The organism is Microbispora sp. CA-135349 (assembly GCF_050947365.1).
In the GTDB taxonomy this organism is placed as follows: domain Bacteria; phylum Actinomycetota; class Actinomycetes; order Streptosporangiales; family Streptosporangiaceae; genus Microbispora.
The window spans coordinates 3,422,049-3,449,038 of sequence record NZ_CP192001.1 but is presented as its reverse complement, the minus strand read 5'-3'; the positions used below and the strand labels follow the sequence as shown (position 1 = coordinate 3,449,038).

Below are 26,990 nucleotides of genomic sequence, written 5' to 3'. Positions count from 1 at the left end.
AGCCACCCGCTGAGAGGGTCACGTCAAGAACGCTCAGCTCAGCTGCTTAGCGGGGAGGGGCGGCTTTCCAGGTACGGATGAAAATTTCAGCTGAGACCGAAAGAAAGCCGAAAAGTCGATACCGGACCACTCACCGCCTCTCCGGACTCTTCTGCGGGGCGGCGGCGGTCGCCGTCGACGGTCAGCGGAGGCGGTGATGTCTGCGCAGGACGATCATGTCGCTGCGGTAGTCGGCACCGATCGGTTCCCAGGCCGCCGACCGCAGACCGACTGCCATGAGGACCGACCCGTGCCAAAGAGAGCCTCGCCGCAGGAGACCCGGGCCGTCGCCGGTCCCGCCCGCGTCCACCACCTCGTAGAGCGCGTCCGGGTCCAGCCCGGCCAGGCGCAACCAACGTGGGCCGCGCTTGGCGTTGCCGTACGGGTTGTAGATCAGCACGACGACCTCGTCGTCCAGGACGTACTGGACCGCGGAGCGATCCTGGCCGGGCGTGCCGGCCAGACGGTACTGCCGGCCCTGCTGGATCACCCGCCGAATCGACTTGTACGCGTCGATGAGCTCCGCGGCTTCGTCCAGGTCCTGCTGGGACCATGTGGTGAGGTCGCCGCCGATGCCCAGAACCCCCGACATGGCCACGTGGAACCTGTATCGCAGCGGCGCGGACCGGCCGGTGTTCGGGTTGGGCGAGTCGGTGACCCACGCGGACATCGTGCCGGCCGGGTAGATCTGGGAGAACCCGTGATGGACGATCTGCCGGTCCCGGGCGTCGGTGTTGTCGGAGGGCCAGACCTCGTCGGTGTGGCGCATGATCCCGAAGTCGACGCGCCCTCCACCACCGGAGCACGACTCGATCCGCAGATGGGGATGGCGCTTCCTCAGCAGCTCCATCACCCTGTAGACGTTGCGCGTGTGCTCGATCCACAATCGGTCCTGCGCCGGGCCTGCCTCCGGCCATCCGGCCTGCGTGAAGGGCCGGTTCATGTCCCACTTGAGATAGTCGAGACCCAGGTCGCCGACCAGGCGGTCGAGCCAGCCCAGGGCCCAGTCACGGACCTCGGGGCGGGCGAAGTTCAAGACGAGCTGGCTGCGTTTCTCGTCGTGGCGCCGGTTGTCCATGCGCAGGATCCAGTCCGGGTGTGCGCGATAGAGCTCGCTGTTCGCGTTGACCATCTCGGGCTCGACCCACAGGCCGGCCTTCATGCCGAATCCCCGGATACCGTCGAACAGCCCGCGCAGCCCGTCGGGGAAGCGTTCGGGGTGAGGCCACCAGTCGCCGAGCGAGCGGGTGTCGTCGTCGCGGCTGCCGAACCAGCCGTCGTCGACGACGAACAGCTCTACTCCGAGTGACGCTGCGATCTTCGCGAGGGCGAGCTGGCCGGCCTCGGTCACGGCGAAGGTGGTGGCTTCCCAGGAGTTGTAGAGGACCGGCCGCTCCTCCTGTGGCGTGGGCAGGATGTGCCGGCGCGCGTGATCATGCCAAGCCCGGCTGGCCGCGCCGAACCCGCCTCTGGTGTACAGGCCCAGGACCGGAGGAGTGGTGATCTCATCGCCTGGGCCGAGCCTCCAGCGCACCCCCTCGTGCCCGAATCCCGCGGACACCGCCACGCCGCCTTCGGGCCGGTGGGTGACGGTGAGCCGCCAACTGCCGCTCCAGGCGAGCGCCACCCCCCAGACCTGACCGTGCTCCTCGGTCGCATCACCGGGGTCGATCATTATCCATGGGCTCGCCTGATGGCTTGTGATGCCCTGCCGACTGGTGAAGGTGAGCTCCCCGATCGGCAATGGTGCGCGTTGCAGCTGGAACTCCTCTGCCCAGGCACCGAAGACGCCGCTGTAGCGGTAGACGGCCGAGTCGGGCACGAACCAGCTGCCGGAGTCGAATCTGGTGATCTCGATGGGCGCGTCGCCCGTGCCTCCCCGGTGTCGTACGGTCGCCCAGCGTTCGATGACGTCGCTGTCGTGGAAGACGCGCACGGACAGCACCAGTTCGAAAGGGAAGCAGCGGTCTTCCAGCGCTATGTCCAGCCGGTCCCCCCCGGCTTCGGTGGTGACGGACACTCCGGCCAGCCGCAACTCCAGCGACCGCACCTGCCCGAAGGCCACCTGGACGGACGGCACACCCCACCGGCAGCCGCCGTCGACCGGCAACAGCTCCTCGATCTCGACGGGACGGGAGAAGCTGGTCATGTGCCTCCTGGCGCCCCCGGGGTTCGCCGGCCCTCCGCTCATGCCCGCCACCCGTCGCGCCGCCTCGAGCGAGAGCGCGGGACCCCAGTATCGCTGGAGCGGTGCCGCCTCTCCCGTCTCCGGGTCGACCTCCACGCTGATCACGTAGGTGGAGTTGGGTGTGGTCAGCGCCCACCACCCTCCGTCTGCATCGAGTCTGTCCACCGGCATGGCGCACACCTCACCTAATTTGTGTATCAGGTCAACTAAGACGACCGTAGTAGACGAATTGTTACGTTGGAAGGGGGAGATTGAGAACGAGTTGCTTGACATAGTGCACAAAAGAGGCGAACCATTGCCTCGTGCTCTCACACCCCGCAGGACAGCCTGTGCGAATCACCGACGCCATGCGCGCGGTGTTCGTCGAACTGCTGGTCCACGGCCCGATGTCACGGGCGGAGGTGGCCCGGCGGCTTGACCTGTCTCCGTCCGCGCTGACGAAGGTCGCCAAACCGTTGCTGGACGCGGGCTACCTGATCGAGCAGTCGAGCGACGGCCAGAAAGGGGTCGGCCGGCCCTCCCAGCCGCTCCAAGTGGACGCGTCCCGGCTGTCGTTCATCGGGATCAAGCTGACTGCCGACGAGTTGTTCGCTGTGCGGGCCGACATGACCGCCGTCATTCAGGACCAGCTCTCACTGCCCCTGGCGGGTCACGATGTCGACACTATCGTGGCGCAGATCGCCGAGGTCGTACGGCGTCTTACAGAAGCTCACCGGGACGTCGCGGGGGTGGGCATCAGTCTGGCCGGAACCGCGACGCCGGGCGACCCGGTGGTGGGCACATCTCCCTTCCTCGGCTGGAGCCAGGTCCCGCTGGCCCGGCTCGTGGAGGAGGCGGTCGGTATCCCCACCGTCATCGACAACGACGTGCGCGCCCTCACCGTGGCTCAGCAGTGGTTCGGCGAGGGCGTGGGACGCTCCTCATTCGCCCTCCTCACCGTCGGCGCCGGAATCGGCTGCGGGCTCGTCCTCGGCGGTCGGGTCGTGACCGGCAGGTCCGGCGCAACCGGCATGATCGGGCACCTGGCAATAGACGACCGGGGCCCGCTGTGTGAGCGCGGACACCGTGGCTGCGCCCGCGCCTACGCCACCTCCACGGCGATCCGCCGCACGATAGCCATCACGCTCGACCAGCCCGATCTCACCTTCGACGACTGCCTCGAGCTCGCCCGCCGGGGACAGCCGGTGGCCCGCCGGGTCCTCGATGACGCCGGCCGGGCCCTGGGGCAGGTGATCGCCACCGTAGCCAACATCATCGGCCCGGAACTGGTGATCCTGTCCGGCGAGGCCGTCCATATGTACCCTCTCTGCGCCGATGCCCTGCAGGCGGCGCTCACCCAGCACACCCACTGGACGTCCACCCCCGTACCGGTGAGCGTCAAGCCCTTCACCTTCGCCGAATGGGCCCGCGGGGCGGCGGTTTCCGCTCTGCAGCATCTGCTTCTGCACAGCTGACCCCCACGAGCGGCCCGTTCTCGGCAGGGGGAGCAAGGAGGACCGGTTGAGCATCCCCCATCCCTCCGTCCGCCCGGCCGGCCCGACAGGTCGGCCGCGACGCCGCGGCGACCTCGTGCCAGCCGTCGCGTTCGTTCTCCCGGCGGGGATCGGGTTCGCGCTCTTCTACCTATGGCCGGCGATACGCGGCCTCTATCTCGGCTTCACCTCCTACAACGTCTTCACACCGCCGCGGTTCGTCGGCCTGGACAACTACAAACGACTCCTCGGCGACCATCTGTTCTGGAACGCCATGAAGGTCACCGCCGAGTACGTCGTCATCAACATCGGCGTCCAGACCGTGACGGCCCTGCTGCTCGCGGTGCTCATGCACCGGCTGACCAGGTCCCTCGTCGTTCGAGGGGTGATCCTGTTGCCGTTCCTCGTGGCCAACGTGATCGTCGCGCTGGTCTGGTTCTGGATGCTCGACTTCCAGATCGGCGTGGTCAATCAGGTGCTCGACTGGCTGGGGCTGGAGCGCGTCGCCTTCTTCGGCGAGCCGGACCTGGCCATCCCGACCATCGCCCTGGTCAACACCTGGCGGCACCTCGGCTACACGGCGCTGCTCATCTTCGCCGGGCTTCAGATGATCCCACCCGCGGTTTATGAGGCCGCCGCGATCGACGGCGCGTCGGAACGGCAGATGTTCTTCCGCATCACCCTTCCCCTGCTGCGTCCCGTCATGGCGCTCGTCCTGGTGCTGACCGTGATCGGATCCTTTCAGATCTTCGACACCGTCGCCGTGACGACGTCCGGCGGGCCGATCAACGCCACGAGGGTCATCTACTACTACATCTTCGACATGGCGTTCAACCGCTTCTCTTTCGGTTACGCCGCCGCCCTGTCCTCGGTGCTGTTCGTGCTGCTGGTCGGGATCGCCTACATCCAGCTCCGGCTTACCCGAGCCGGTGAGACGGACCTCGCCTGAGAGGAGGCGCGATGCTCGACCTGGCAGACGCGCGTGCCACGGAAGAATCTCGTTCCCCGAGGATCGGCGCCCGCTTCTCACCGCCGAAGATGCGCTGGGGACGGGCCGCCGCCTGGGCGGTCCTGATCCTTGTCATGCTCGTGACCCTGTTCCCGTTCTATTGGATGCTGCGTACATCGTTGTCCAACACAAGAGCGTTGGCGGCCGGGTCGGCGAGCCTGCTTCCCGTCGACTTCACCTTCGGGGCGTACAAGCGAGTGCTGGGTCTGTCGCCCCCTGCGGAGGCGATCGCCGAGGGCGGGACGGGCGCGACCCTGAACTTCTGGCTCTACCTGCGCAACTCCGTGATCGTCGCGACGACCGTCACGATCGGTCAGGTCTTCTTCAGCAGCATGGCCGCCTACGCATTCGCGCGGATGCGGTGGCCGGGGAGAGACGTGATTTTCCTGATCTTCCTCAGTGCGCTGATGGTCCCGCCGATCTTCACCACGTTGCCGAACTTCGTCCTCATGAAGGATCTCGGGCTGCTCAACACCTATCTGGGAATCGTCCTGCCCGGGCTGCTGATGACACCGTTCGCCGTCTTCTTCCTCCGGCAGTTCTTCCTGGGCATCAACCGTGAACTGGATGAGGCGGCACGCCTCGACGGCGCCGGGCACGCACAGATCTTCCTGCGGATCATCCTGCCGGTGGCCAGGATGCCGATCACGACGCTGGCCGTCCTGGTCTACATCGGTGTATGGAACGACTACTTCTGGCCCCTGCTGGTCGGCAAGGACGAGGGCGTGCGTGTCCTTACGGTGGCGCTCGGCATCTTCCGGTCCCAGACGCCGCAGGGCAGCCCGGACTGGGCCGGCCTGATGGCCGCGACACTCGTCGCCGCCCTCCCCGTCATCGTGATCTTCGCCATCCTCGGCCGCCGGGTCATCGACTCGCTCGGCTACACCGGCGTCAAGTGACGCTCCACCCCCCACTATGAAGAGGTCTGCAATGAAGGGACGCATCTCCGTTCTCGCCGTCGCGGCGCTCCTACTGGCCGGATGCAGTCAGTCCGGCGGCGACTCGGGCTCCGGGCCCGTCACCGTCAACTACTGGATGTGGGACGCCAATCAGCAGCCGCAGTACCAGGCCTGCGCCGACGCCTTCCACAAAGCCAATCCCAAGTACACCGTCAAGATCAGCCAGTACGGGTGGGACGACTACTGGAGCACCCTCACCGCGAGCTTCGTGTCCGGAACCGCCCCGGACGTCTTCATCAGCCACCTGTCGAACTACCCGCAGTTCGCCGCTCAAGGGCAACTGCTGCCCATTGACGACTTCGTGGCCCGCGACAAGATCGACCTTTCGAATTACCAGAAAGGCCTCGCAGATCTCTGGGTCACCAAGGACGGCAAGCGCTACGGGCTGCCCAAGGACTTCGACACCGTCGCTCTCTTCTACAACAAGAAGAAGCTCCAGGAGGCGGGGGTCGAACCGGGTGAGCTGGACAACCTCCAGTGGAACCCCCAGGACGGCGGCACCTACGAGAAGCTCATCGCTCATCTGACCGTGGATGCGAGCGGCAAGAGGGGCGACGAGCCGGGGTTCGACAAGAAGCATGTCGCGACGTACGGGTTAGGCCTGAACGCCTCAGGAGGGGGATTCGGCCAAACCGAGTGGAGCATGTACGCGATGAGCGACGGCTGGGACTACGCCGACCAGAACCCCTGGCCGACGAAGTTCAACTACGCCGACCCCAAGTTCAAGGAGACCATCAAGTGGTTCACCTCCTTGATCGACAAGGGATACGTGCCTTCACTCGCGATCGCCACCTCCGGCGTGGCCCAGATGGACGCCTACGGCGCCGGCAAGTACGCGATGGTGACCGAGGGAAGCTGGAACACCAAGGCGTACTGGGCGCTCAAGGGAGTCGAGTCGGGCATCGCCCCGGTGCCCATCGGCCCTATCGGCAAGCGAGCGAGCCTGTTCAACGGCCTGGCGGACAACATCTCCGCCACGACCAAGAACCCCGAGGCCGCGTGGGCGTGGGTGAAGTTCCTGGCCTCCCCCGCGTGCCAGACCGACATCGTCGCCGATCACGGTGTCATCTTCCCCGCCATCAAGGACGCCACCGTCCGCGCGGAGAAGGCTTTCGCCAAGCAGGGCATCGACGTCCAGCCCTTCACCATGCACGTCGAGCAGGGCACCACGCATCTCGCCCCCATCGCCGACCATTGGGCCGACATCTCCGCGATCATGACGGAGACGATGGACGCCATCTTCTCCTTCAAGGCTTCCGTCGAGTCCCTCGACCAGGCCAACGAGAAGGTGAACGGGCTGTTGCGCTAGCACCGACAGCGACCTCGCGTGTTCCGGCAGCGGAAGCCATACCGCACGGTGGCGAACGCCGTATGCGAGGCAGCGGGATCCGCTGTCATCGTCGCGGCCGGGACATCCACGTCCGCGATCCTCCCGGCACCGGACGAAGACGCCGACGGTCGGCGGCTACGTCACCTTCACCAGCGTCAACAGTGACCGTGGCTCGAGGTCTGGGTGGCGCGACCACCGACGCCGCGGGCCGGCTCACCGCATATGGACATCGAACTTATGAAACAGCTCGAATTCACTGATGACGGATCGGCCCGACGGCTCCGCGGGGTATCCGGCCGCCTGGTCGCTGCGATCGTCACTGATATCGCCAGCCCTTTCTACTCCGAGGTCAATCGGGTCACCGAGGACCGTCTGGCCGAAGACCACTGCATGATGCTGATGTGCGGCATCGGTCTTCAGGCGGACCAGGAGGCCCGGATGCTGACATGGCTGCAGGAACAGGGGGTTCGCGGCATCGTGATCTCCCCCGTCCGCGACGACCTGACCCGGCTGCAGGAGATCAGCGGGCGCGGCACTCCCGTGGTCCTGCTCGACCGTCTGCCGGGCCGGGCGGACCTGTGTGCGGTCAGTGTCGATCACCGAGCGGGAGGCATCCTGGCCGGGGAGCATCTCCTGCGGCTGGGCCATCGGCGGATCGCGTTCCTGGGCCCCTCTCCGGTCACGGTCACGGCGGTGAAGGAGCGGCGGCAGGGTCTACGCGAGGCCATGCGGGACGCGGGACTGGACCCCGATCGCGACCTCGTCGACATCAGAGTGCCCGCTCCCAACCTCGTCGAGGCCGCCGACGCCGCGGTGAACATGATCGTGACGATGAAGGATCCGGTGACGGCAATCGCCTGCATGAACGACATGACGGCCCTCGGGGTGTTACAGGGGCTCGGCCGCCATGGCGTTCACGTGCCCGAGGAGATATCGGTCATCGGCTACGACGACGTCACCTTCGCCTCCCGTCTCGCCCCGGCCCTCTCCACAATCCGCCAACCCACTCATGCACTGGGACGCACGGCGGCGGAGTTGCTGCTCGAGGAGGCCGAGCCGGGACACCAGCACAGAACGGCTCGCTTCCAGCCACAACTGATCGTCCGAGCATCGACCGCGAAAGCCGGATGACCGGTCACACTCGGGCCCACCTCATCGGGAGGGTCTTCGTGGCGTACCCAGAGGACGGCATGCGGTCAGACGGTCACCCTGGTGGGACTGCAAGGGAGTGGCCATCGGAGTCCGACACGCACGAGGCGTCCGCCCGACGGAAGGCGTTCCCTCCACGGCCGGGAGAGGAACATCCGTCAGCCTGCCGACCGAAACTTTCATCAGCCCCACCATAGACAGAGCGCGACAACTCGCGATTGACCTGCGGATACTTCGGATTCCTGGAGCAACCACTGTTTTGAATCAGCGCCCATCTGGGCGTTCCCAAATTTTAACGTCACAATTCTGATTTATATCCGTATGCCGGGGCTGAGAACGGACGTCGTCCCCGGGGCCTATCCGTCTCCCCACGTCGCCTTCTCCACCTCGGCCTCCGCACCCGTCACCAGACAGGAGATCTCATGCCCTCTCGAGGATCCGTTCTCATCCGGCTGCTGCGATTACCGTTCCGCGCCACACTCGCGGCCTCCATAGCCGTCGCCCTGCTCACCACCGTTGTCGCCCTTGTGGCCGCGCCGGCATCGGCGGCGACGACAGCGCTGGTCGGCGTCGGCTCCAACCGCTGCCTGGACGTCACCGACAACAGCAACACCAACGGCGCCCTCCTGGAGATCTGGGACTGCAACGGGCAGGCCAACCAGGCGTTCGAGTTCACCTCCGCGGGTGAGTTGCGCGTCTTCAACGGCACTCGCTGCGTGGACGCGTACGCCGGCGGCACCGCCCCGGGCACCAAGGTGGAGATCTGGGACTGCAACGGCGGCGCCAACCAGAAGTGGCGCCTCAACTCCGACGGCAGCATCACCGGAGTCCAGTCCGGGCTGTGCCTCGACGTCTACAACCAGGGCACCGCGAACGGTACCGCCGTGAACCTGTGGAACTGCAACGGCCAGGCCAACCAGCGATGGACGCAGGGGGGCGGCAACCCGAACCCCTCGCCCACCCCGACCGGCGGCCAGACCTGCAACGCGTCGCCCGCCGACCCCCAGGCCACCGCTGCGGCCCGCCGCCTGCTCTGCTACCTGTACAGCCAGTACGGCAACCACATCATCTCGGGTCAGCAGGAGTCGACCTGGGTCGGCGGCCCCGACTACGAGATGAACTACATCCGCAACAACACCGGCAAATACCCGGCCATCCGGGGCATGGACCGCGGCGACTCGCCCGACTTCGGAAGCCGGGCCTTGAGCTGGTGGAACTCCGGCGGGATTCCGATGGTCGGCTACCACATGGGCTCCCCCGCCCAGGGCACCGACGGGTACGCCGGTTCCCAGATGAACGCCAACATCAACGCCGCGCTGACGCCCGGGACGGCCGACTACAACCGCTTTATCCAGCGTCTGGACGGAGTGGCCGCGGAGCTGGCCAAGGTCCAGGCCGGAGGTGGCGCGGTGATCTGGCGGCCCTTCCACGAGGCCGGCGGCACCTGGTTCTGGTGGAGCAAGGAGGGCGGCAGCCAGTACGTGCGACTGTGGCGCTTCACGTTCGACTACCTCACGAAGACAAAGGGCATCCACAACTTGGTCTGGCTGCTCCCCTACAACGGTCAGCCCCAGTCCTCCTTCTATCCGGGCAAGGCCTACGTGGACATCGCCGGGGCCGACACTTACGCCGGTGACCACGGGCCGTTGACGTCGCTGTTCAACTCCACGCGGAGCATCGCCGGCTCGAGCATCCCCATCGCGCTGCACGAGAACGGGCCCATCCCCGACCCCGACCAACTTCAGTCGACGGCCACCCGCTGGGTGCTCTTCAACACCTGGCACACCGACTGGATCACCAACACAGGCACCAACCCGGTCTCGCTGCTCCAGAAGGTCTACAACAGCTCGTACGTGGTGACCCGCGACGAGGTCCCCAACCTGAGATGAACTGGCGGGCCGGTCGGCGGCTTGCACGCCGACCGGGCTCGGGCACGAGGGCCTGGGCGGCCCGGCTGACCGTCGCCCGGCCGACTCAGACGGCACAACCATGCGTGCCGCAGGTGTCGCAATCACGCCTACCTGCAGATCCACTTCCGAACAGCACGAGTCACGGAGAAAAGATGAGCATCAGCGGACACCGGCTGAGCCGCGTGTCCCCGGTCGGCATGATCCTCGCCCTACTGCTGGGTTACTTCAGCATTCAGGCGGGCAACGCCGCGCCGGCGCACGCAGCGACCGGACAGTTCCACGGTGTGAACTGGGCAGATCCTCGGGACAACTTCCTGTGGGACGAGAACGTGCCGGTCGGGCTGTCCAAATTGGACAACTACTCGGTTACCTACACCAAGGCCACCGCGATTCTGAAAGGTTTCCAGGGCCTGGGCGCGAACACGGTCCGGTTCGGGATCAATCCGCAGACCACCTCGTCGTCCTGGTGGAACAGCCTGGTCGCCGCCTACGACGCGGCCAGCGCGCTGGGCATGAACGTCATGATCGCCCCGTGGACCCCGCCCGACGGCAGTGGCCGCTTCGCCGACATCAACGCCTTCTACCGGATGTGGACCACCGTCATCGGCAAGTACGGCGGCAAGAACAACTTCTACTTCGACATGGCCAACGAGCCCTGGGGCTACAGCGCCGGCGAGCTGACCAACCTTGCCGCCGACTGGCTGGGGCGCTACACGAGCATCCCGCGCAACAGGATGATCATTCCAGGGCTGTGGTCGGACATCGATCTGTGCGCGGTGGGCGGCGACTCGCGGCTGAACGGCACCCTGCTGTCGATCCACATGTACACCCTGGGCGGGGAGACCCACCCCACCGAGGCCGACTGGGTTACCAGCTTCAAAGGCCGTTTGTGCGGGTACGCCGACCGGGCCGTGCTGACCGAGTTCGGCGTGCCCATGAACACCGGGGTGAACTACAACGGCCCCCGTGACGGCAACAACAACGTCTCCTACTTCTACGCGCTCACCGACACGGTCCGTAGCCTTGGCATGGGATCGCTCCTGTGGACGGGTGTCAAGCAGGCCAACCAGACGCAGGGCCCCGGCCCCTGCTTCAACGCCTCCTGCGCGATCACGTCCCTGAACGGCAGCGGCACCAACCTGTCGCTGACCATCACCAACCAGTCCGGCCTCGACCGCCTCCAGTGGGGCTGGGGAATCGGCACCAACCCCGGCGGCAACCCCGGTGGCGGTAACAGCGGGGTGCTGCGCGGCACGGGCTCCAACCGGTGCCTGGACGTGCCCAACGCGGCGACGGCCAATGGCACGCTGCTGGCGATCTGGGACTGCAACGGCGGCGCCAACCAGAGCTGGACCTACCTGTCGAACGGCGGGCTGCAGGTCTACGGCAACAAGTGCCTGGATGTGCCCGGCCACGCCACCGCCGCGGGCACCCGGGTGCAGATCTGGGACTGCAACGGCGGTGCCAACCAGCAGTGGAATCTCAACTCCGACGGCACCGTGGTCGGCCGCGAGTCCGGGCTGTGCCTGGACGTGACCAGCGGGGGCACGGCGAACGGCACCGCAGTGGAGATCTGGAACTGCACCGGCGGCGCCAACCAGAAGTGGACCCGACAGTAGTAACCAGCACAGCCTGAAGCTTCAGGCTCGGCCCACAAAACCTCGAAGCCGGATGCGGACCGGGTGCACGAACGTGGCACCCGGTCCGCGACGTCACAACCTCAGTGCCCCTCATCCGGCGCTCATCCCGACAGAACCCCAGCCAGTCGCACAGCGTTGATGGAGACCGAGCGGGCGGAGACCGTGCTGCGGGAGCTGAGCACCCCGCTGCTCATCCACCAACCGCGCTCCTCGTGCTCGACCGCTGGGATGAGGACGGCCTGCTCGACACGCTGAAGGGCGGCTGCATCGCCTACTCCCCCTGGCGCAGGGCCCGCTGACGGGTCGCTACCTGGACGGCACCGTGCCCCGCTGCCGCCCGAGGAGCTGGCGGAGATCGAGCGCCTTCTCCGAACGGCCCCCTCGGCGCGCCCGCCCATTCCGCGCCGCGCCTAGTGAAGGGGCGGGCCGCGCGCGGGGCGGATTCCCGCGCGTTGGTCCCGCCCCCTCACGCCTCCGCAGGGCGCGCTCCCGGAGTCCGAGAGCGCGGGTGGGTCACGTCAGGCGACCGCGCAGTTCGCTCCGTTGAGGCTGAAGGACGAGGGCTTGCCGGTATTGCCGTTGTGGCCGGCTTGGAATCCGAAGGACGTCGACGCGCCGGGTGCGATGGTCCCGTTGTAGGCGGCGTTCTTCGCGGTCACCTGGCCGCTCGACGGGGAGATGGCGGCGTTCCAGGCGGAGATCACCGTCTGCCCGCTCGGCAGGGTGAAGGTGAGCGACCAGGAGTTGATCGTGGACGTGCCGGTGTTGCTGATGGTGACGTCCGCCGTGAAGCCGGTGTTCCAGGCGTTCATGGTGTAGGCGACCCGGCACGGACCGTCCGGCGAGGACGGCGACGGGGACGGGGACCGGGTCGGAGAGGGAGACGGGCTGGGGGTGGGCGAGGGCGATCGGGTGGGAGAGGCAGACGGGCTGGGGGTGGGGGCGCTGCCGTCCAGGCCGAAGAAGTGCACGACCTCGTCGGCGAGGATCTGCAGGTTGTGCGGCTGGCCCTGCTCCTTGATGGCCTCGACCTGGCTGCCGTACCGAGTGCGGGTCCACGTGGACCTCGGGATGTTGTACTCCGTCGAGGTGGGGGTCTGGCTAACCCCGAGGACGTCGGTCCACTGCTTGATCTCTTCTTCGAAGTTGTGGAAGTAGAGCACGTCGTCGTTGGTTCCGTGCCACAACTGCATCCGCGGACGAGGGCCGGTGTAGCCCGGGTAGGCGTTGCGGACGAGGTCGCCCCACTGTTGCGGGTTCTTGGTGATGGTGCCGGTGGCGCAGGCGGTGCTCCAGCTGTCGCTGCCGGCGAAGCAGCCGAATGGCACTCCGGCGAAGGCGGCGCCGGCCTTGAATACGTCCGGGTAGGAGCCCAGCAGGACATTGGTCATCATGCCGCCGGAGGAGTGGCCGGTGACGTAGACGCGGTTGGGGTCGCCTCCGTTGTGCTGCTCGACGTAGCGGACCATCGAGACGATGCCGAGGGGGTCGCTGCCGCCGTTGTGGGTGAGCGCGGCTTGGGAATGGACGTCCCAGCAGCCGTCGCTGCTGCTCGCGGAGGGGTAGACGACGATGAACCCGTACCTGTCGGCCAGGGAGGCGAACTGGGTGCCGGAGTAGAAGTCGCGACCGGTGCCGTGGCACCAGTGCACCCCGACGAGGATCGCGGGGTGTGCCGGCACGTTGTTGGGGACGTACAGGTACATCTTCAGGTTCGTCGGGTTGGTCCCGAAGTTCGTGATCTCCTGAAGCGTCGCCGCCGACGCCGGGACCGCGTTGCCCACGAGCGTGGTGAGCGCGAGCACGAGGGCGGCGAACAGTGCCGCCAGCGCTCGGAATCTACTGGCCAATGGATACTCCCTTTCCAGGTCGCATGACCTCGTCTTGTGGTCGCCCCGCCGGTGTGCGCAGGGCTCAGGGCCGCCGAAACGTACAGCCCGCCCGGATCGGGGCCAGGGCGCCGATCCGTTTCCGCGACCCGGGCGCACGTGGCGGGCGAGCGCCGGCAGGCCGGGCGTCGAATCCGGATGCCCGGGTGGGCGGCCTGCCGGTAGCGTGTATGGAGCCGGAGAGACAGCTGCGGGATACGGCGAGCTCGGAAGCCGGCTGTACTGGGCACGTCCGGAGATGCCGGCCGAGAGAGATTCGGGCGATCTCCATCCCCTACCCGCTCATGCAGGCGCAACCTGGTCTCGAATTCGATCAAGTTCAATGAGTCCCGATGCTCTGCCCGTGCGCCGCCGGTTATTGTGAACAAGTGGCGAGTGGTGCTGCATCTCTTGGACGAGGTATGCGCGCGGTCGCGCAACAGGCCGGTGTCTCGGTGACCACGGTCGCCAACGTGCTCAACAGGCCGGAGATCGTGGCTCCCCCGACTCGTATGCGAGTGGAGGAGGCCATGAAGCGGGTCGGCTTCGTCCGTAACGGACTGGCTCGCCAGCTTCGCGGGGTGCCGAGCCGCTTGGTCGGCGTGGTCGTTCTCGACATCGCCAACCCCTTCTATGCCGAGGTCAATCGGGGAATCGAGGATCGCCTGGCGGAAGACCAGTGCATGATGCTGCTCTGCAGCATCGGCCCGCAGGCGGACAAGGAGACCCAAACACTGACATGGCTCCAGGAGCAGGGGGTTCGCGGCATCGTCATCTCTCCTGTCCGTGACGACCCGGCGCGATTGGAGGAGATCAGCGGACAGGGCACACCCGTCGTCCTGCTGGACTATCTTCCGGACGAAGCCGACCTGTGCGCCGTCGGCGTCGACCACTACGGGGGAGGCCGCCTGACCGGCGACCATCTCCTGGAGCTGGGTCACCGGCGGATCGCCTTCCTCGGCGGCCCTACCACCGTCAAGGCGGTCAAAGAACGCCGCCAGGGGCTTCGCGACGCCCTCCAGGACGCCGGGCTGGACCTCGCACACAGCCTCGTCGACATCGATATGCGCCCGGCCAACCTCGTCGACGCCGCTGATGCGGCGATCGACAGGCTCATGCTGATGAAGGATCCCGTCACGGCGATCGTCTGCATGAACGACATGGCGGCCCTGGGTGTCCTGCAGGGACTCGATCGCCATGGCGTTCGCGTCCCCGATGAGATGTCGGTCGTCGGCTATGACGACATCGCCTTCGCCTCCCATCTCACCCCCGCCCTCACCACGGTCCGCCAGCCCACATACGAGCTGGGATGTGTGGCGGCGGAGCTTCTGCTTGAGGAGGCCGAGCCTGGACACCGCCATAGAACGGTCTGCTTCCCGCCCCAGCTGATCGTCCGCGCGTCGACCGCGGACGCCAGATGAGGCGTTGTCGCGCAGGTGCTCACGCACGGCCGACACGGCAGCCCTTCTTCCGGCTTGCCGTAGTCCTGCGGTTGTCGGCGGCCGGGTACATGAGGCGCGTCCAATTCGAGTCGTCTCCAGGAGTCGTGGGCGGATGAAGACCGGTAGCCGTCCGCGCCTCGGTTTCGACGCGGGGGCATCGTCTACGCGTGAATCAAGTCGGTCGAGGAGTGGCGAGGTCTGCCGTGTCTTCCGTCCGCGCTCGGCCGGCGGCACCGGGCCGGGTGCCTCGCCGCACCGGGCCCGGCCCGTGCCTTCGTTCCGTCAGGTCGCGGTGCAGGACAGCGTGGGGACGCTGTTGCTGCCGTTCCACGACCCGAGGAATCCGAAGGTCGTGGAGGCCCCGGCGCCGAGGCTGCCGTTGTAGCTCATGTTGCGGGCGGTCACGCTGGATCCGCTGCTGCTGATGGTCGCGTTCCAGGCGTTGGCGACGGTCTGGCCGTTGGCGAAGGTCCACGTCACGGTCCAGCCCTTGATCGCCGAGCTGCCCGCGGTGACCGCGGCCTCACCCTGGAAGCCGCCGCTCCACTGGCCGACCACCTTGTAGGTGGCCGAGCAGCCGCCGGGCTTGGGCGACGGCGAGGCGCTCGGAGACGGCGAGGCGCTGGGCGACGGCGAGGGGCTGCTGCCGCTGTAGATCGACGCCTCCTTGGCGGTCGCCTTGATGCCGTTGGCGCCGTTGAAGATCCTCGTGCCGAAGGTGGTGAGCTGCTTCGGGTCGAAGTTGACCGTCATGTCCAGGATCGGGTCGCTGTTGCCACTCCACGACCAGGCGATCCAGCCGAGACCGCGCGACTGCGCCTCGGACAGGATCGTCTCGTGGTCCACCTCGCCCGACTGGAACTGCCAGCCGAACTCGCCGATGACCAGCGGCCACCCCTTGGCCTGGAACCGGTTGAGGTAGTCGACGATGCTGGAGGCGGTGTTGAACACGGCGTACATGTGGATCGACAGCACGGTGTTGTGCCGGCTGTCGGCGTCGAGGATCGTCTGGGCGTTGTCGCGCATGACGTACTGCCAGTCCTGGCCCCAGTTGGGCGCGTCGACCATGAGCAGATGCTCGAAGCCGTTGCTGCGCATCTTCTTGATCGCGTTGGCGGTGGCGTCGGTCCACTGGGCGGCGTTGGTGTTGCCGATCGGCTCGTTGCCGATGTTGATCACGACGTAGTTCTCCTGACCGGCCAGGACGCTCTTCTGGCTGATCCAGTAGTTGACCGCCTCGTCCAGTGAGGCCGCGGCGCCCTCCTCGCCGTACCCGGTGGTGTCGTGCACCTCCAGCACGCAGATCAGCCGGTTCTGCTTGCACAGCGCGACCACGTTGGCGACGTCGTTCGACGGCCCCCACCGCTTCCCGCTGCCCAGCACCACCCGTACGGTGTTGGCGCCGAGCGCCTTGATGTTCGCGAACGAACTGGTCTGGCCGGTGTACCAGACGTGGGGGTGGTTGACGCCCCGCATGATGAATTCCCGGCCGTTGGCCTCGACGATCTTCGTGCCGCTGACGTGCAGGCCCACGGCCGCGGACGCGGGCTGGACCGAGACCAGGATCGACGCCAAGGCCGCGAGTACGGCGGCGCCGAAGGCGAGAAGCTTTCTCCTCATGTACCTACCTCGTGATCGAGGGCCGACAGTTTCGGGGCGAAGGGGAGCGCCGGCCCGACCCACGTGGCCACGGAGGTGAGCGGCGCGATTGTAACGTTGCGAATTGCGGATACGAGCGGCGTCACGACTAACTGAAACGGTTAAAGGGCAGCGCTAGTCATCCGTCTCGTCAAGGCGCCCCGTCAGGCCTTGTTCGCGTTGCCGGGACCATGAGTCGTCTACCAGCTTCATCACAACTTCATGCGGGGAACGACGGGTGAAAGATTCATGATAGGGAGAGTGGCGCGGGGTGTCGTTCGATCACGTACAAGCGTGAACACGCCCCCTCCCAAAACCGGTTACGCGGGCCCAAGCCGCGAACCACTTGGCTGACCGCCCCAATCGAGGCGGCCCAGGTATCCGATATTGAGCACGAGGCTGTGACGCCTGTTCCTGAGATAGTGCTCTTAGGGAGTCCTTCTTTACCTTGTAGATCTAACGTCGTGCGGGATCGGCGGGACCTTTGTGTTCCGACGGCCCTGACGCCAGACCGCCCGGCCGGAAGGGAGACGGCGCCGGCTCAGTGGCCCCAGTGGCGAGCTGCTCGACCTGCGCCGTGAGCCGTACCGGGGACGTGGCAGCCAGGCGGGCCCAGGCGTTGAATCCCACGCGTTCACCTCTTCCGATCACACGCACGATCAGTAGACCGAGAAGCCGTGTGGCTGCGTCAAGAAGCACCAGTGAACACTAGCCCCGAACGCCTTTGCCCCACCGTTCGAGCTCAACTTGAACCACAATTACGGGCAGGATTAAAAACACGATAAGGGACAATCCGACGCCTTCCGTAGCCGACCCCATGACCCCAGCGGAAGCACCTCCGACTATCGTCCGGCTTCAAGTCGGCCCGGAGAACTCGCAGTTGACCATCCGGCCTCTGCGCCGGTTCGGATCAGCCGGTCCGCCACCGGTGCACCTGATCTGGCCCGCACCGGGCACCGAGGCGGCAGAGCCGGCTTCAACGGGGGATCGCGGCACCGAGAACGGGACGCTCAATGTGCGCGGGTGTGACCACGACGCCGGAGATTCGGCCGGCGAGCGCCAGAACGGCCTGGATGGCGTTGTCGATCCAGTCGTCGGAGGCCGGGTCGATGCCGAGCTCGCGAAGATGCCGGTTGAGCCGGTCGGGTGCGGTGCCCCACCGGGTTCCGGGCCAGCAGGGATCGAAACCGGTGACAAGCTCACCATCGAGGGCGTAGGCGAAGTCGTGCCTGGCGGCGTAAACGTGTCGCATCACCGCGACGGCCTCACCGCCATCGCGGGACAGCTCACCGATGCCTCGCGTTGCACGCCGCGCCAGCCGCACTCCTCGATCACGATGGTCCAGTCCCCCACCCGCCGTACCACGACGATCTCGGTACGGCTGGAGTCGGGGTACTCATCCACATCGATCAGGCGGATGCGTTCCGGGGCGGCGCCCAGCCGTCGGAGCACCTCGTGCTCCTCCACTCCCCTGACGAGGGTGATCGTGTAGATCGGTCCCAGCGGGCCCTCGTCCTGCCACGCATAGTCTTCCGGCGAGGCACCGGGCGTGCGGGCGGTGGCATGGACCGCCTCGGTCTTTTCAGCTCGCTCATACGCGTCAGGGTTGGCGGCGAAGAATGCCTCGATGAGCCCGTGCCCGACCCGGCCGCGCTCGCTGACCGGGTGTCCGTTGGCCCGTGCCCACTCCCGGATCGCCAAGTCGATGTCACGCCCGTACGCCAGTTGGGTGACACGCAGCGGAGTGAAGTCGGCGTCGGACATGATCGGAACCTACCGATCCTCGCCACAGGTGACAACGCACTGCTCCCAGCCGCGGCTCGTAGCTTTCCGCGTCCCCGGCGTCGGTATGGCGAACGACGGTCACCAAGTCGTAGCCAGGAGGGTCGCCACGGCAGCCACGGGCGTCTGCTATGGCTTCCTGCTGCGGATGCGTTGTCGACCAAGTTCGCACCGCTTCAAAGCGAGGTCCCTTACGGTGTAGATCTCTCGGTCCGTTTGAACACGAGGCGCTCCCCCGGCTAGAGGACCGGCGAACGCGGTGACACGCTGGACATACATCTGCCACCGGGCGGCACCGTACGGGAGGGCGACTCTTGATGACACCTGGGTGACACAACAGAAAAGCCACAATCCCCGATCTTGGGAACTGTGGCTCTGACCTGCTAGAACAGTGTCGGGACGGCGGTGTTGTGGTTCAGGACATAGGAAACGGGTGTCTCGAGACATAGGAAACCCCGGTGGGCGCGTGTCTCCGGAGATGGGAAACACGGAGAGTTAGGGCCTGCGGGCGGTTGAGAGTCGGCCCGTGTCGAAGGCCAGACTCATCATCACGGCGGTCGTCGAGGGCCGCTCACAGGCGGAGGTCGCCCGCTGCTACGGCGTCTCCAAGGGCTGGGTGTCCAAGCTCGTCGCCCGCTATCGGGCTGAGGGCGAGACAGCGTTCGAGCCCCGATCCAGACGACCCAAGACCTCACCGACGGCGATCGACGCCGAGATCGTCGAGCTGATCGTCCGCCTGCGTAAGGAACTGTCCGGCCAGGGCCTGGACGCCGGGCCGGACACCATCGCCTGGCACCTGCACCACCATCACCAGGTCACCGTGTCCCGGGCGACGATCAGCCGCTACCTCACCCGCGCCGGCATGGTCACCCCCGAGCCGGGCAAACGGCCACGCTCGTCCTACATCCGCTTCCAAGCCGAGCAGCCGAACGAGACCTGGCAGGCCGACTTCACCCACTACCGCCTGGCCGACGGCACCGACGCCGAGATCCTCACCTGGCTGGACGACCACTCCCGCTACGCCCTGTCGGTGACGGCCCACCCCCGTGTCACCGGCCCGATCGTGCGGGACACCTTCCGCCACGCGGTGGCCGCCCACGGCGTGCCCGCCTCCACCCTGACCGACAACGGCATGGTCTTCACCACCCGGCCGGCCGGCGGCCGCGGCGGCCGCAACGCCTTCGAAAGCGAGCTGCGCCGCCTGCACGTGACCCAGAAGAACTCCACCCCCAACCACCCCACCACCTGCGGAAAAGTCGAACGGTTCCAGCAGACCATGAAGAAATGGCTGCGCGCCCAGCCCGACCAGCCCGCCACCATCGGCGACTTACAAACCCTCCTCGACTGCTTCGTCGACGCCTACAACCACCACCGCCCCCACCGGTCGTGGCCGCACCGGGCCACCCCCGCCGCGGCCTACAGCACCCGGCCCAAGGCCCAACCGGCCGGCACCCGCGAGGGCGACACCCACACCCGGGTCCGGCACGACCGCGTCGACCACACCGGCGTCGTCACCCTCCGGGTCGGCGGCCGGCTCCACCACATCGGCATCGGACGAACCCACGCCCGAACCCACGTCATCCTGCTCGTCGACGATCTCCACGTCGGCGTGGTCAACGCCACCACCGGAGAGCTCCTCCGCGAGCTGATCATCGACCCCACCCGCGACTACCAACCCCAGTACACGAAGAAACCCCCGAACCCGTAGGTTCGAGGGTTTTCGATGTCTTGCGACATCACAGTGTCGGGACGGCGGGATTTGAACCCACGACCCCTTGACCCCCAGTCAAGTGCGCTGCCAAACTGCGCTACGTCCCGTTGCCCTGGTCTCCCTGGGCACATCCAAACCTTAGCGCAGATTCCGCCCTCGTGCGTACACGAACCGCGCCGGTGGGCCTAGGCTGGCGATCATGGGGAGGAAGGCGCGCATCGACCAGGAAGAACTCGTCCGGCTGGCGGCGGAAGGATGGACCAACGCCCGCCTCGCGGAGCACTTCGGGGTCACGGAGTCGGGCGTCCTGCAGGCGAAGCGCGCGGCCGGTCTGTCCAAGCCGATGACGGACCACAGCCGTGCCCTGCCGTGGAAGCTGCGGCGCGAGCACAGCCAGAGCGGCCCCGCCACCAACCTGCGGAGCCTCTCCGCCGCGGCCCAGGGGCGCCAGGTCCCCAAGGACAAGCTCAACACCGCTCTACGGTGGGCGGGCCGGCTGGTCGACAACGGACTGGACATCGCCTACGACCCCGAGCAAGGCTTCCACGAGGTGCCGGCCCGGGACGACTCGCACGTCGCCCGGGTCCTCGCCGAGGCCCGCGACGCCACGAACGCGGCGGGCACCACTCCCTGACCGTACGGCTCACACACCGTCGCGCGGCAGGGGCGTGGTCTCCTCGCGTACGTGCACGTGGCGCTCACCCGGGTGAACGGCGGTGTGCGACTCGGTCTCGTGGACGTGGACGTGCGGTTCGGCCGCCGGGTCCACTGTGTACATCGTGTCCGGCTCGATGGTCTCCACCGTCTCCTCCGTCCGCGGACGGCGGGTGTAGCGACCGGTCAGCACCATTCCGACGACCCCCACGGCCATGAGAATCCAGCCGATCATTTGAAGGTCGATTCCAGGAACGTCCCATTTGACGGCGAACGCGAGGACCGCGCCGACCGCGATGAAGGCGAGACTGGCCCCGAAGCCCATGGCTACCTCCTCTGCTGGTCAACGGCCCTTTACCCCGAGAATTCGCGATTACGCAAGGCGTGAAGGCCGTATTCCCGGGCAGTGCGGATGAACAACGCACTCACCCCTGGAGGCAGATATGAACGCCGCAGCATGGGTGGCCGTGGTGATCGTCGCCGTGCTGGTGATCCTGGCAGTCGGCTACCTTGTGTCGGCACGCAACCGTCGGCGCCACCTGCAGGACCGTTTCGGACCCGAGTACGAGAGGACGGTGCGGGAGAGCGACAGCCGCCGGGAGGCCGAGCAGGACCTGCGCGCCCGTGAGGAGCGCCACGCCAAGCTGGACATCCGTCCGCTCGACCCGCGGACCCGCGACCGGTACGCGAGGAAGTGGACCGAGGTGCAGGAACGGTTCGTCGACGCTCCCGGCTTCGCCGTGACCGAAGCGGACGCGCTGGTCACCGCCGTCATGGCGGAGCGCGGCTACCCCACCGACGACTTCGAGCAGCGTCTGAGCGACCTGTCGGTGGCCCACGCCGCCACGCTCGACCACTACCGCAACGCCCACGACATCAGCAGCCGCGCCGCCCGGCAGGACGCCACCACGGAGGAGCTCCGCCAGGCGATGGTCCACTACCGCGCGCTGTTCGAGGAGCTTCTCGGCGACGGCGCCGACGCCGAGGTGAACGGCCACGTCCACGACACCCTGAACGGCGACACCCACGTGACCGACGGCTATGACGGCGCCTCGATTGGCCGTCACGCGGACGTACGGAAGGCGGGACGATGACGATGCGGACGAACAGGTACGACGAGCGCGGCGAGGTCGCCGAGCAGCCGACTCCCGAGACCCCCGAGCCCCTCGAGGAGGAGGCGCGCAGAGAAAGGGCTCTCGCGGACGCCGAGCGGGACGAGCACGAGGGTCCCGGCCCGGTCTACTCCCCCAGCGACGCGTACACCGCCGGCTACGCGGACGGGACGGCGCAGGACACCGGCGCCGACCGTGCGCGCGATGACGCGGTGACGGACGGGACGGCCGACGCGGATGCGGAGGGCTCCCGCTTCCGGGAGCCGTACGGCCAGGCGGGCGACGACGTCCTCACGTCGCCCCGGACCGGCGGCAGGCACACGGAGGAGAGCGACCGCCTCGTCGCGGGCGGCCCTGTGGACGCCGACGACCCCGCCCCCGCTCCCGCCACCGGCATGTACGAGACCCGCGGAGACGACACGGACACGGCCGGCACCGGATACGCCCGGGACGACCTGACGGCCGCCGGCACCGCGACCTCCACCGACGCCACGACCGGCACCGGCACCGGCACCGATGCCACGGCGGACACCACTGCTGACGCCACCGCCGCTACCACGACCGGTCTCAGCGTGGACGGCCCCGTGGCCTACCCCGTCACGACCACGACCGCCGCCTCGGGCGCGGCGTCCGTGCTGGACGAGGCGCTGGAGGGCCGGTGGCGCGAGATCAAGACGGGCTTCGTCGACGATCCCCGCCGGTCCATCGAGCAGGCGGACGCACTCGTGGAGGAGGCTCTGTCGGCCCTCACCAGCCGCCGGCAGGCGCTGCTCGACAAGTGGAAGGACGACGAGCGGGGCGACACCGAGGCGCTGCGCCTGGCCCTGCACGAGTACCACGCGTTACTGGCCCACCTGACCCGGAAGTGAGGTAACAATGCTAGCCATCGCCGCGGCGGTCGTCTTCGGGATCGCCTTCCTCCTCGATCTCCTCAACGCGAGCATCGGCATCGGCCTGACCGCGCTGCTCGCCCTCGGCCTGTGCCTGCTCTCCCTGCACCAGGCCGGCGTCGGAACCGCCGGGGTGAACTCCTGGCGCGGCGGCTGGCGCGGCGGACGCGTCCGTCGCTGACCCCGGCCACTCCCTCTGCCGAAGACTCACGGGTCTCGCGGGACACCGTCCCGCGAGACCCGTTGTACGCGCGGTCGCGCCACCGCTTGACGGCGTCCGGACGGCCGGGTTTCCCGGCGGCGATCGGGCGACGGCCCGTGTTCGCTCCTGCCGAAAACCACGGGTGACCGAGCTAGCTGCTCATATACCGTGTTCCGCATGATTTTGCCCCTCCCGCGACGCGCTCCTGGACCGCGGCCATGCTGAGCAGGCTGCTCCGCACGTACCTGCGGCCCTACTCGCCGGCGCTCACATTGGTGGTGCTGTTCCAGCTCGTCGGCACCATCGCCTCCCTGTACCTGCCGAGCCTGAACGCCGACATCATCGACCAGGGCGTCGCCACCGGCGACACCGGATACATCGTGCGCACCGGCGGGTGGATGCTGACCGTGTCCCTCGTGCAGATCGCCTGCTCGATCGCGGCGGTCTATCACGGCGCCCGGGTGGCGGCGGGGTTCGGCCGGGACGTCCGGTCGGCGGTGTTCCACCGTGTGAGCGGCTTCTCCGCGCGGGAGGTCGCCCACTTCGGAGCGCCCTCGCTGATCACCCGCAACACCAACGACGTGCAGCAGATCCAGATGCTCGTGGTGATGACCTGCACGATGCTGGTCGCCGCGCCCATCATGGGGGTCGGCGGCATCATCATGGCCCTGCGTCAGGACGTCGGGCTGTCCTGGCTCATGCTGGTCTGCGTGCCCGTGCTGCTGATCTCGATCGGGCTGATCGTCTTCCGCATGGTCCCGCAGTTCCGCGCCATGCAGACCCGCATCGACGTGGTGAACCAGGTGCTCCGCGAGCAGCTTTCCGGCATCCGCGTGGTGCGGGCCTTCGTTCGGGAGCGTGAGGAGACCCGCCGGTTCGCCGAGGCGAACGACGCGCTGACCGGGACGGCACTGCGCGTCGGGCGGCTGACCGCGCTCATCTTCCCCACCGTGATGTTGATCCTCAACGCCTCCAGCGTCGCGGTGCTGTGGTTCGGCGCCGCCCGGGTGGACAGCGGTGAGATGCAGGTGGGCGCCCTCACCGCGTTCCTCATGTACCTGCTGCAGATCCTCATGTCGATGATGATGGCCACCTTCATCTCGATCATGATTCCGCGTGCCGCGGTCTGCGCCGAACGCATCTCCGAGGTGCTGGACACCGAATCGTCGGTGCGCCCGCCCGGCGATCCCGTACGGCAGGTGGACCGCCGGGCCGACCTGGAGTTGCGTGACGTCGAGTTCCGCTATCCGGGCGCGGCGGCGCCGGTGTTGTCCGGTGTCTCCTTCCGCGTGACCGCGGGACAGACCACCGCCGTCATCGGCAGCACCGGGTCGGGCAAGACGACCCTGGTCTCCCTGGTGCCCCGGCTGTTCGACGCCACGTCGGGCGCCGTCCTGATCGACGGGGTCGACGTACGCGACCTCGACCCCCAGATGCTCTGGACCCGCATCGGCCTGGTACCGCAGAAGCCGTACCTGTTCACCGGCACCGTCGCGAGCAACCTGCGGTACGGCAACCCGGACGCCACCGACGAGGAGCTGTGGGAGGCACTGGAAATCGCCCAGGCCCGCGACTTCGTCGAGGCGATGCCCGAGGGCCTGCAGGCGCCGATCTCCCAGGGCGGCACGAACGTGTCCGGCGGGCAGCGCCAGCGCCTGTCCATCGCCCGCGCGCTGGTCGCCAAGCCTGAGATCTATCTGTTCGACGACTCGTTCTCGGCCCTCGACCTGACGACCGACGCCCGGCTACGCGCCGCGTTGCGCCCGTACACCGCCGACGCCGCCGTGGTGATCGTCGCCCAGCGGGTCTCCACCATCGCCGACGCCGACCAGATCGTCGTCCTGGACGACGGCGTCGTCGCCGGCATCGGCACCCATGAAGAGCTGCTCGGCTCCTGCCCGACGTACACCGAGATCGTCGAGTCCCAACTGACCGCGGGGAGTGCGGTATGAGCGACCGGCCCACAGCACCGGCACGACCGCGGCCCGCCGGAGGTGGCGGTTTCGGTCCCTTCGGCGGCGGGCAGATGCCGGCGGAGAAGTCGATGAACTTCGGCCCCTCCGCCCGGCGGCTGCTACGGCGGCTGAATCCCGAACGGCCGAGGCTCCTGGCCGTGGTCGGCCTCGCGGTGATCAGCGTCGTGTTCTCCGTCATCGGGCCGAAGCTGCTCGGCCGCGCGACTGATGTGATCTTCAGTGGTGTGATCGGCGGACGGTTGCCCGCGGGAACGACCAAGGAGCAGGCCGTGCAGGCGCTGCGCGCCTCCGGCCACGGCGATTTCGCCGACATGCTCGCGGGGATGGACGTCGTCCCCGGCCACGGCATCGACTTCGGCGAGCTGGGCACCGTCCTGGCGTGGGTCCTCGGGCTCTACCTGGCCGCCTCGCTGTTCATGTGGCTGCAGGGCTACCTGCTCAACGACGTGACGCAGCGTACGGTCTTCCGCCTCCGGGCCGACGTCGAGGACAAGCTGAACCGGCTGCCGCTGAGGTTCTTCGACGGCCAGCCGCGCGGCGAGCTGCTCAGCCGGGTCACCAACGACATCGACAACGTGTCCCAGACGCTGCAGCAGACGCTGAGCCAGCTGCTGAGCTCGCTGCTCACCGTGATCGGCGTGCTGGTCATGATGTTCGTGATCTCGCCGCTGCTCGCGGCGATCGCCCTGGTCACGATCCCGGTCACGATGATCGTCACCGGGCAGATCGCCAAGCGTTCACAAAAGCAGTTCGTCGCGCAGTGGGCCCACACCGGCACGCTGAACGCCCACATCGAGGAGGCGTTCACCGGTCACGAGCTGGTGAAGGTCTTCGGCCGGGGCCCGGAGGTCGAGCAGGTGTTCCGGGAGCGGAACGAGGCGCTGTACAAGGCGAGCTTCGGCGCCCAGTTCATCTCCGGGATCATCATGCCGGCGATGATGTTCATCGGGAACCTCAACTACGTCGCCATCGCGGTCGTCGGCGCCGTACGGGTGGCCGGCGGGTCGATGAGCCTGGGCGACGTCCAGGCGTTCATCCAGTACTCCCGGCAGTTCACCCAGCCGCTGACCCAGGTCGCCTCGATGGCCAACCTGCTGCAGTCGGGGGTGGCCTCCGCCGAACGGGTCTTCGAGCTGCTGGACGCCGAGGAGCAGAAGCCCGACCCCGCCGACCCCGCACTGCCCGCCACCCGGCGGGGGCGCGTCGAGTTCGAGCACGTGTCCTTCCGGTACGAGCCCGAGCAGCCCCTCATCGAGGACCTGTCGCTGGTGGCCGAGCCCGGGCACACGATCGCGATCGTCGGCCCGACCGGCGCGGGGAAGACCACGCTGGTCAACCTGATCATGCGCTTCTACGAGCTGGACGCGGGCCGCATCACCCTCGACGGCGTCGACATCACCGCGATGCGCCGCGAGGACCTGCGTTCCCAGATCGGCATGGTGCTCCAGGACACCTGGCTGTTCGGCGGGACGATCCGCGACAACATCGCCTACGGCGACCCCCGGGCGACCGACGAGGAGATCCAGGCCGCGGCGCGGGCGACGTACGTCGACCGGTTCGTCCGCACCCTGCCCGACGGGTACGACACGGTGATCGACGAGGAGGGCGGCAACGTCAGCGCCGGCGAGAAGCAGCTGATCACCATCGCCCGCGCCTTCCTCGCCAACCCGTCCCTGCTCATCCTGGACGAGGCGACCAGCTCGGTCGACACCCGCACCGAGGTCCTGGTGCAGCACGCGATGGCCGCGCTGCGCAGCGACAGGACGAGCTTCGTCATCGCCCACCGGCTGTCCACGATCCGCGACGCCGACCTCATCCTGGTGATGGAGGCGGGGAGCATCGTCGAGCACGGCACCCACGACGAGCTGCTCGCCGCCCGGGGCGCCTACCACCGGCTGTATTCGGCCCAATTCAACGGGGCGCTGGTCGCCGGCGCCCTGTCCGGCGACGACGCGACCACCGCGGCGCAGTGAGCGGTGCCGCGTGACCCCGGGTCACGCGGCACCTCTCGACAGGCCA

General features: G+C 67.6%; 21 protein-coding genes and 1 tRNA gene. 15 read left to right on the top strand and 7 right to left on the bottom strand.

Translation table 11 applies throughout. The annotated features are described in order from the left end of the window. Nucleotides 1-181: 181 nt before the first annotated feature. Entirely contained in the window at nt 182-2,398 is a 2,217-nt protein-coding gene (locus ACQPZZ_RS16155; RefSeq protein WP_432932868.1) for an alpha-galactosidase, read from the bottom strand. A 158-nt stretch (nt 2,399-2,556) separates the two neighbouring features. Between ACQPZZ_RS16155 and ACQPZZ_RS16150 the strand changes: the two genes are divergently transcribed. From ACQPZZ_RS16150 to ACQPZZ_RS16120, 7 genes are all read left to right on the top strand, one after another. Further along, entirely contained in the window at nt 2,557-3,681 is a 1,125-nt protein-coding gene (locus ACQPZZ_RS16150; RefSeq protein ID WP_432932866.1) for an ROK family transcriptional regulator, read from the top strand. A 46-nt stretch (nt 3,682-3,727) separates the two neighbouring features. Continuing rightward, on the top strand, nt 3,728-4,648 hold the full coding sequence (locus ACQPZZ_RS16145) for a carbohydrate ABC transporter permease (RefSeq protein ID WP_432932864.1): 921 nt from the start codon (nt 3,728-3,730) through the stop codon (nt 4,646-4,648). A gap of 11 nt (nt 4,649-4,659) precedes the next feature. Continuing rightward, nucleotides 4,660-5,607, top strand: a complete 948-nt coding sequence (locus tag ACQPZZ_RS16140; protein WP_432932862.1) for a carbohydrate ABC transporter permease — start codon at nt 4,660-4,662, stop codon at nt 5,605-5,607. Between the two features lie 31 nt (nt 5,608-5,638). After that, a complete protein-coding gene (locus ACQPZZ_RS16135) occupies nt 5,639-6,976 on the top strand; it encodes an ABC transporter substrate-binding protein (protein ID WP_432932860.1) in 1,338 nt (445 codons plus the stop codon). A gap of 204 nt (nt 6,977-7,180) precedes the next feature. Continuing rightward, nucleotides 7,181-8,128, top strand: a complete 948-nt coding sequence (locus ACQPZZ_RS16130) for a substrate-binding domain-containing protein (protein WP_432932858.1) — start codon at nt 7,181-7,183, stop codon at nt 8,126-8,128. A gap of 440 nt (nt 8,129-8,568) precedes the next feature. Further along, nucleotides 8,569-10,035 (top strand): glycosyl hydrolase, encoded by a 1,467-nt coding sequence (locus tag ACQPZZ_RS16125; RefSeq protein ID WP_432932856.1) that lies wholly within the window; start codon nt 8,569-8,571, stop codon nt 10,033-10,035. 173 nt (nt 10,036-10,208) lie between these two features. Further along, nucleotides 10,209-11,675: a ricin-type beta-trefoil lectin domain protein gene (locus tag ACQPZZ_RS16120; protein WP_432932854.1), complete on the top strand. Its 1,467-nt coding sequence runs from the start codon at nt 10,209-10,211 to the stop codon at nt 11,673-11,675. 539 nt (nt 11,676-12,214) lie between these two features. Here the strand turns inward: ACQPZZ_RS16120 and ACQPZZ_RS16115 are convergent. Then, the gene (locus ACQPZZ_RS16115) at nt 12,215-13,546 is read right to left on the bottom strand and encodes an extracellular catalytic domain type 1 short-chain-length polyhydroxyalkanoate depolymerase (protein ID WP_432932852.1); all 1,332 of its coding nucleotides are present in this window, start codon (nt 13,544-13,546) and stop codon (nt 12,215-12,217) included. 440 nt (nt 13,547-13,986) lie between these two features. On the opposite strand from ACQPZZ_RS16115, the gene ACQPZZ_RS16110 reads away from it, so the two are divergent. Continuing rightward, the gene (locus ACQPZZ_RS16110; RefSeq protein ID WP_432932850.1) at nt 13,987-14,985 is read left to right on the top strand and encodes a LacI family DNA-binding transcriptional regulator; all 999 of its coding nucleotides are present in this window, start codon (nt 13,987-13,989) and stop codon (nt 14,983-14,985) included. Nucleotides 14,986-15,288: 303 nt separating this feature from the next. On the opposite strand, the gene ACQPZZ_RS16105 is transcribed toward ACQPZZ_RS16110, so the two are convergent. The 3 genes from ACQPZZ_RS16105 to ACQPZZ_RS16095 all read right to left on the bottom strand — a co-directional run bounded on the left by ACQPZZ_RS16105 (nt 15,289) and on the right by ACQPZZ_RS16095 (nt 18,408). Continuing rightward, nucleotides 15,289-16,626: a cellulase family glycosylhydrolase gene (locus ACQPZZ_RS16105; protein ID WP_432932848.1), complete on the bottom strand. Its 1,338-nt coding sequence runs from the start codon at nt 16,624-16,626 to the stop codon at nt 15,289-15,291. A gap of 994 nt (nt 16,627-17,620) precedes the next feature. Continuing rightward, nucleotides 17,621-17,896, bottom strand: coding sequence for a DUF6461 domain-containing protein (locus tag ACQPZZ_RS16100; RefSeq protein ID WP_432934413.1), 276 nt, complete (start codon nt 17,894-17,896; stop codon nt 17,621-17,623). Beyond that, nucleotides 17,896-18,408 carry an Lsr2 family DNA-binding protein gene (locus ACQPZZ_RS16095; protein WP_432932846.1) on the bottom strand — a complete coding sequence of 171 codons (513 nt, stop codon included), beginning with the start codon at nt 18,406-18,408 and terminating at the stop codon, nt 17,896-17,898. The genes ACQPZZ_RS16100 and ACQPZZ_RS16095 overlap by 1 nt, the downstream gene beginning before the upstream one ends. A gap of 544 nt (nt 18,409-18,952) precedes the next feature. Between ACQPZZ_RS16095 and ACQPZZ_RS16090 the strand changes: the two genes are divergently transcribed. Then, nucleotides 18,953-20,134, top strand: a complete 1,182-nt coding sequence (locus ACQPZZ_RS16090; protein ID WP_432932844.1) for an IS481 family transposase — start codon at nt 18,953-18,955, stop codon at nt 20,132-20,134. 36 nt (nt 20,135-20,170) lie between these two features. On the opposite strand, the gene ACQPZZ_RS16085 is transcribed toward ACQPZZ_RS16090, so the two are convergent. Next, a tRNA-Pro gene (locus ACQPZZ_RS16085) sits at nt 20,171-20,244 on the bottom strand. 92 nt (nt 20,245-20,336) lie between these two features. On the opposite strand from ACQPZZ_RS16085, the gene ACQPZZ_RS16080 reads away from it, so the two are divergent. Next, the gene (locus ACQPZZ_RS16080; protein WP_432932842.1) at nt 20,337-20,771 is read left to right on the top strand and encodes a hypothetical protein; all 435 of its coding nucleotides are present in this window, start codon (nt 20,337-20,339) and stop codon (nt 20,769-20,771) included. Between the two features lie 9 nt (nt 20,772-20,780). Here ACQPZZ_RS16080 and ACQPZZ_RS16075 read toward each other — a convergent pair whose 3' ends face one another. Continuing rightward, nucleotides 20,781-21,116: a DUF6458 family protein gene (locus tag ACQPZZ_RS16075; protein WP_432932840.1), complete on the bottom strand. Its 336-nt coding sequence runs from the start codon at nt 21,114-21,116 to the stop codon at nt 20,781-20,783. A 118-nt stretch (nt 21,117-21,234) separates the two neighbouring features. Between ACQPZZ_RS16075 and ACQPZZ_RS16070 the strand changes: the two genes are divergently transcribed. From ACQPZZ_RS16070 to ACQPZZ_RS16050, 5 genes are all read left to right on the top strand, one after another. Beyond that, the gene (locus tag ACQPZZ_RS16070) at nt 21,235-21,885 is read left to right on the top strand and encodes a hypothetical protein (protein WP_363636357.1); all 651 of its coding nucleotides are present in this window, start codon (nt 21,235-21,237) and stop codon (nt 21,883-21,885) included. Next, nucleotides 21,882-22,772 carry a hypothetical protein gene (locus ACQPZZ_RS16065; RefSeq protein WP_432932838.1) on the top strand — a complete coding sequence of 297 codons (891 nt, stop codon included), beginning with the start codon at nt 21,882-21,884 and terminating at the stop codon, nt 22,770-22,772. The genes ACQPZZ_RS16070 and ACQPZZ_RS16065 overlap by 4 nt, the downstream gene beginning before the upstream one ends. Before the next feature lie 7 nt (nt 22,773-22,779). Further along, complete coding sequence (locus ACQPZZ_RS16060; protein ID WP_030509495.1) at nt 22,780-22,974, top strand: hypothetical protein; 195 nt, start codon at nt 22,780-22,782, stop codon at nt 22,972-22,974. A gap of 239 nt (nt 22,975-23,213) precedes the next feature. Next, nucleotides 23,214-24,947, top strand: coding sequence for an ABC transporter ATP-binding protein (locus ACQPZZ_RS16055; RefSeq protein WP_432932836.1), 1,734 nt, complete (start codon nt 23,214-23,216; stop codon nt 24,945-24,947). Next, nucleotides 24,944-26,944, top strand: coding sequence for an ABC transporter ATP-binding protein (locus ACQPZZ_RS16050; protein ID WP_432932834.1), 2,001 nt, complete (start codon nt 24,944-24,946; stop codon nt 26,942-26,944). Before ACQPZZ_RS16055 ends, ACQPZZ_RS16050 begins: the two co-directional genes overlap by 4 nt. The last annotated feature ends 46 nt before the right edge of the window (nt 26,945-26,990 follow it).

Coding starts and splice junctions, on each gene's coding strand:
- ACQPZZ_RS16070 (WP_363636357.1), top strand. CDS start 21,235: ATGAACGCCGCAGCATGGGTGGCCGTGGTGATCGTCGCCGTGCTGGTG.
- ACQPZZ_RS16105 (WP_432932848.1), bottom strand. CDS start 16,626: ATGAGGAGAAAGCTTCTCGCCTTCGGCGCCGCCGTACTCGCGGCCTTG.
- ACQPZZ_RS16120 (WP_432932854.1), top strand. CDS start 10,209: ATGAGCATCAGCGGACACCGGCTGAGCCGCGTGTCCCCGGTCGGCATG.
- ACQPZZ_RS16060 (WP_030509495.1), top strand. CDS start 22,780: ATGCTAGCCATCGCCGCGGCGGTCGTCTTCGGGATCGCCTTCCTCCTC.
- ACQPZZ_RS16065 (WP_432932838.1), top strand. CDS start 21,882: ATGACGATGCGGACGAACAGGTACGACGAGCGCGGCGAGGTCGCCGAG.
- ACQPZZ_RS16135 (WP_432932860.1), top strand. CDS start 5,639: ATGAAGGGACGCATCTCCGTTCTCGCCGTCGCGGCGCTCCTACTGGCC.
- ACQPZZ_RS16110 (WP_432932850.1), top strand. CDS start 13,987: ATGCGCGCGGTCGCGCAACAGGCCGGTGTCTCGGTGACCACGGTCGCC.
- ACQPZZ_RS16125 (WP_432932856.1), top strand. CDS start 8,569: ATGCCCTCTCGAGGATCCGTTCTCATCCGGCTGCTGCGATTACCGTTC.
- ACQPZZ_RS16100 (WP_432934413.1), bottom strand. CDS start 17,896: ATGCGACACGTTTACGCCGCCAGGCACGACTTCGCCTACGCCCTCGAT.
- ACQPZZ_RS16075 (WP_432932840.1), bottom strand. CDS start 21,116: ATGGGCTTCGGGGCCAGTCTCGCCTTCATCGCGGTCGGCGCGGTCCTC.
- ACQPZZ_RS16080 (WP_432932842.1), top strand. CDS start 20,337: ATGGGGAGGAAGGCGCGCATCGACCAGGAAGAACTCGTCCGGCTGGCG.
- ACQPZZ_RS16140 (WP_432932862.1), top strand. CDS start 4,660: ATGCTCGACCTGGCAGACGCGCGTGCCACGGAAGAATCTCGTTCCCCG.
- ACQPZZ_RS16055 (WP_432932836.1), top strand. CDS start 23,214: ATGCTGAGCAGGCTGCTCCGCACGTACCTGCGGCCCTACTCGCCGGCG.
- ACQPZZ_RS16155 (WP_432932868.1), bottom strand. CDS start 2,398: ATGCCGGTGGACAGACTCGATGCAGACGGAGGGTGGTGGGCGCTGACC.
- ACQPZZ_RS16050 (WP_432932834.1), top strand. CDS start 24,944: ATGAGCGACCGGCCCACAGCACCGGCACGACCGCGGCCCGCCGGAGGT.
- ACQPZZ_RS16095 (WP_432932846.1), bottom strand. CDS start 18,408: ATGTCCGACGCCGACTTCACTCCGCTGCGTGTCACCCAACTGGCGTAC.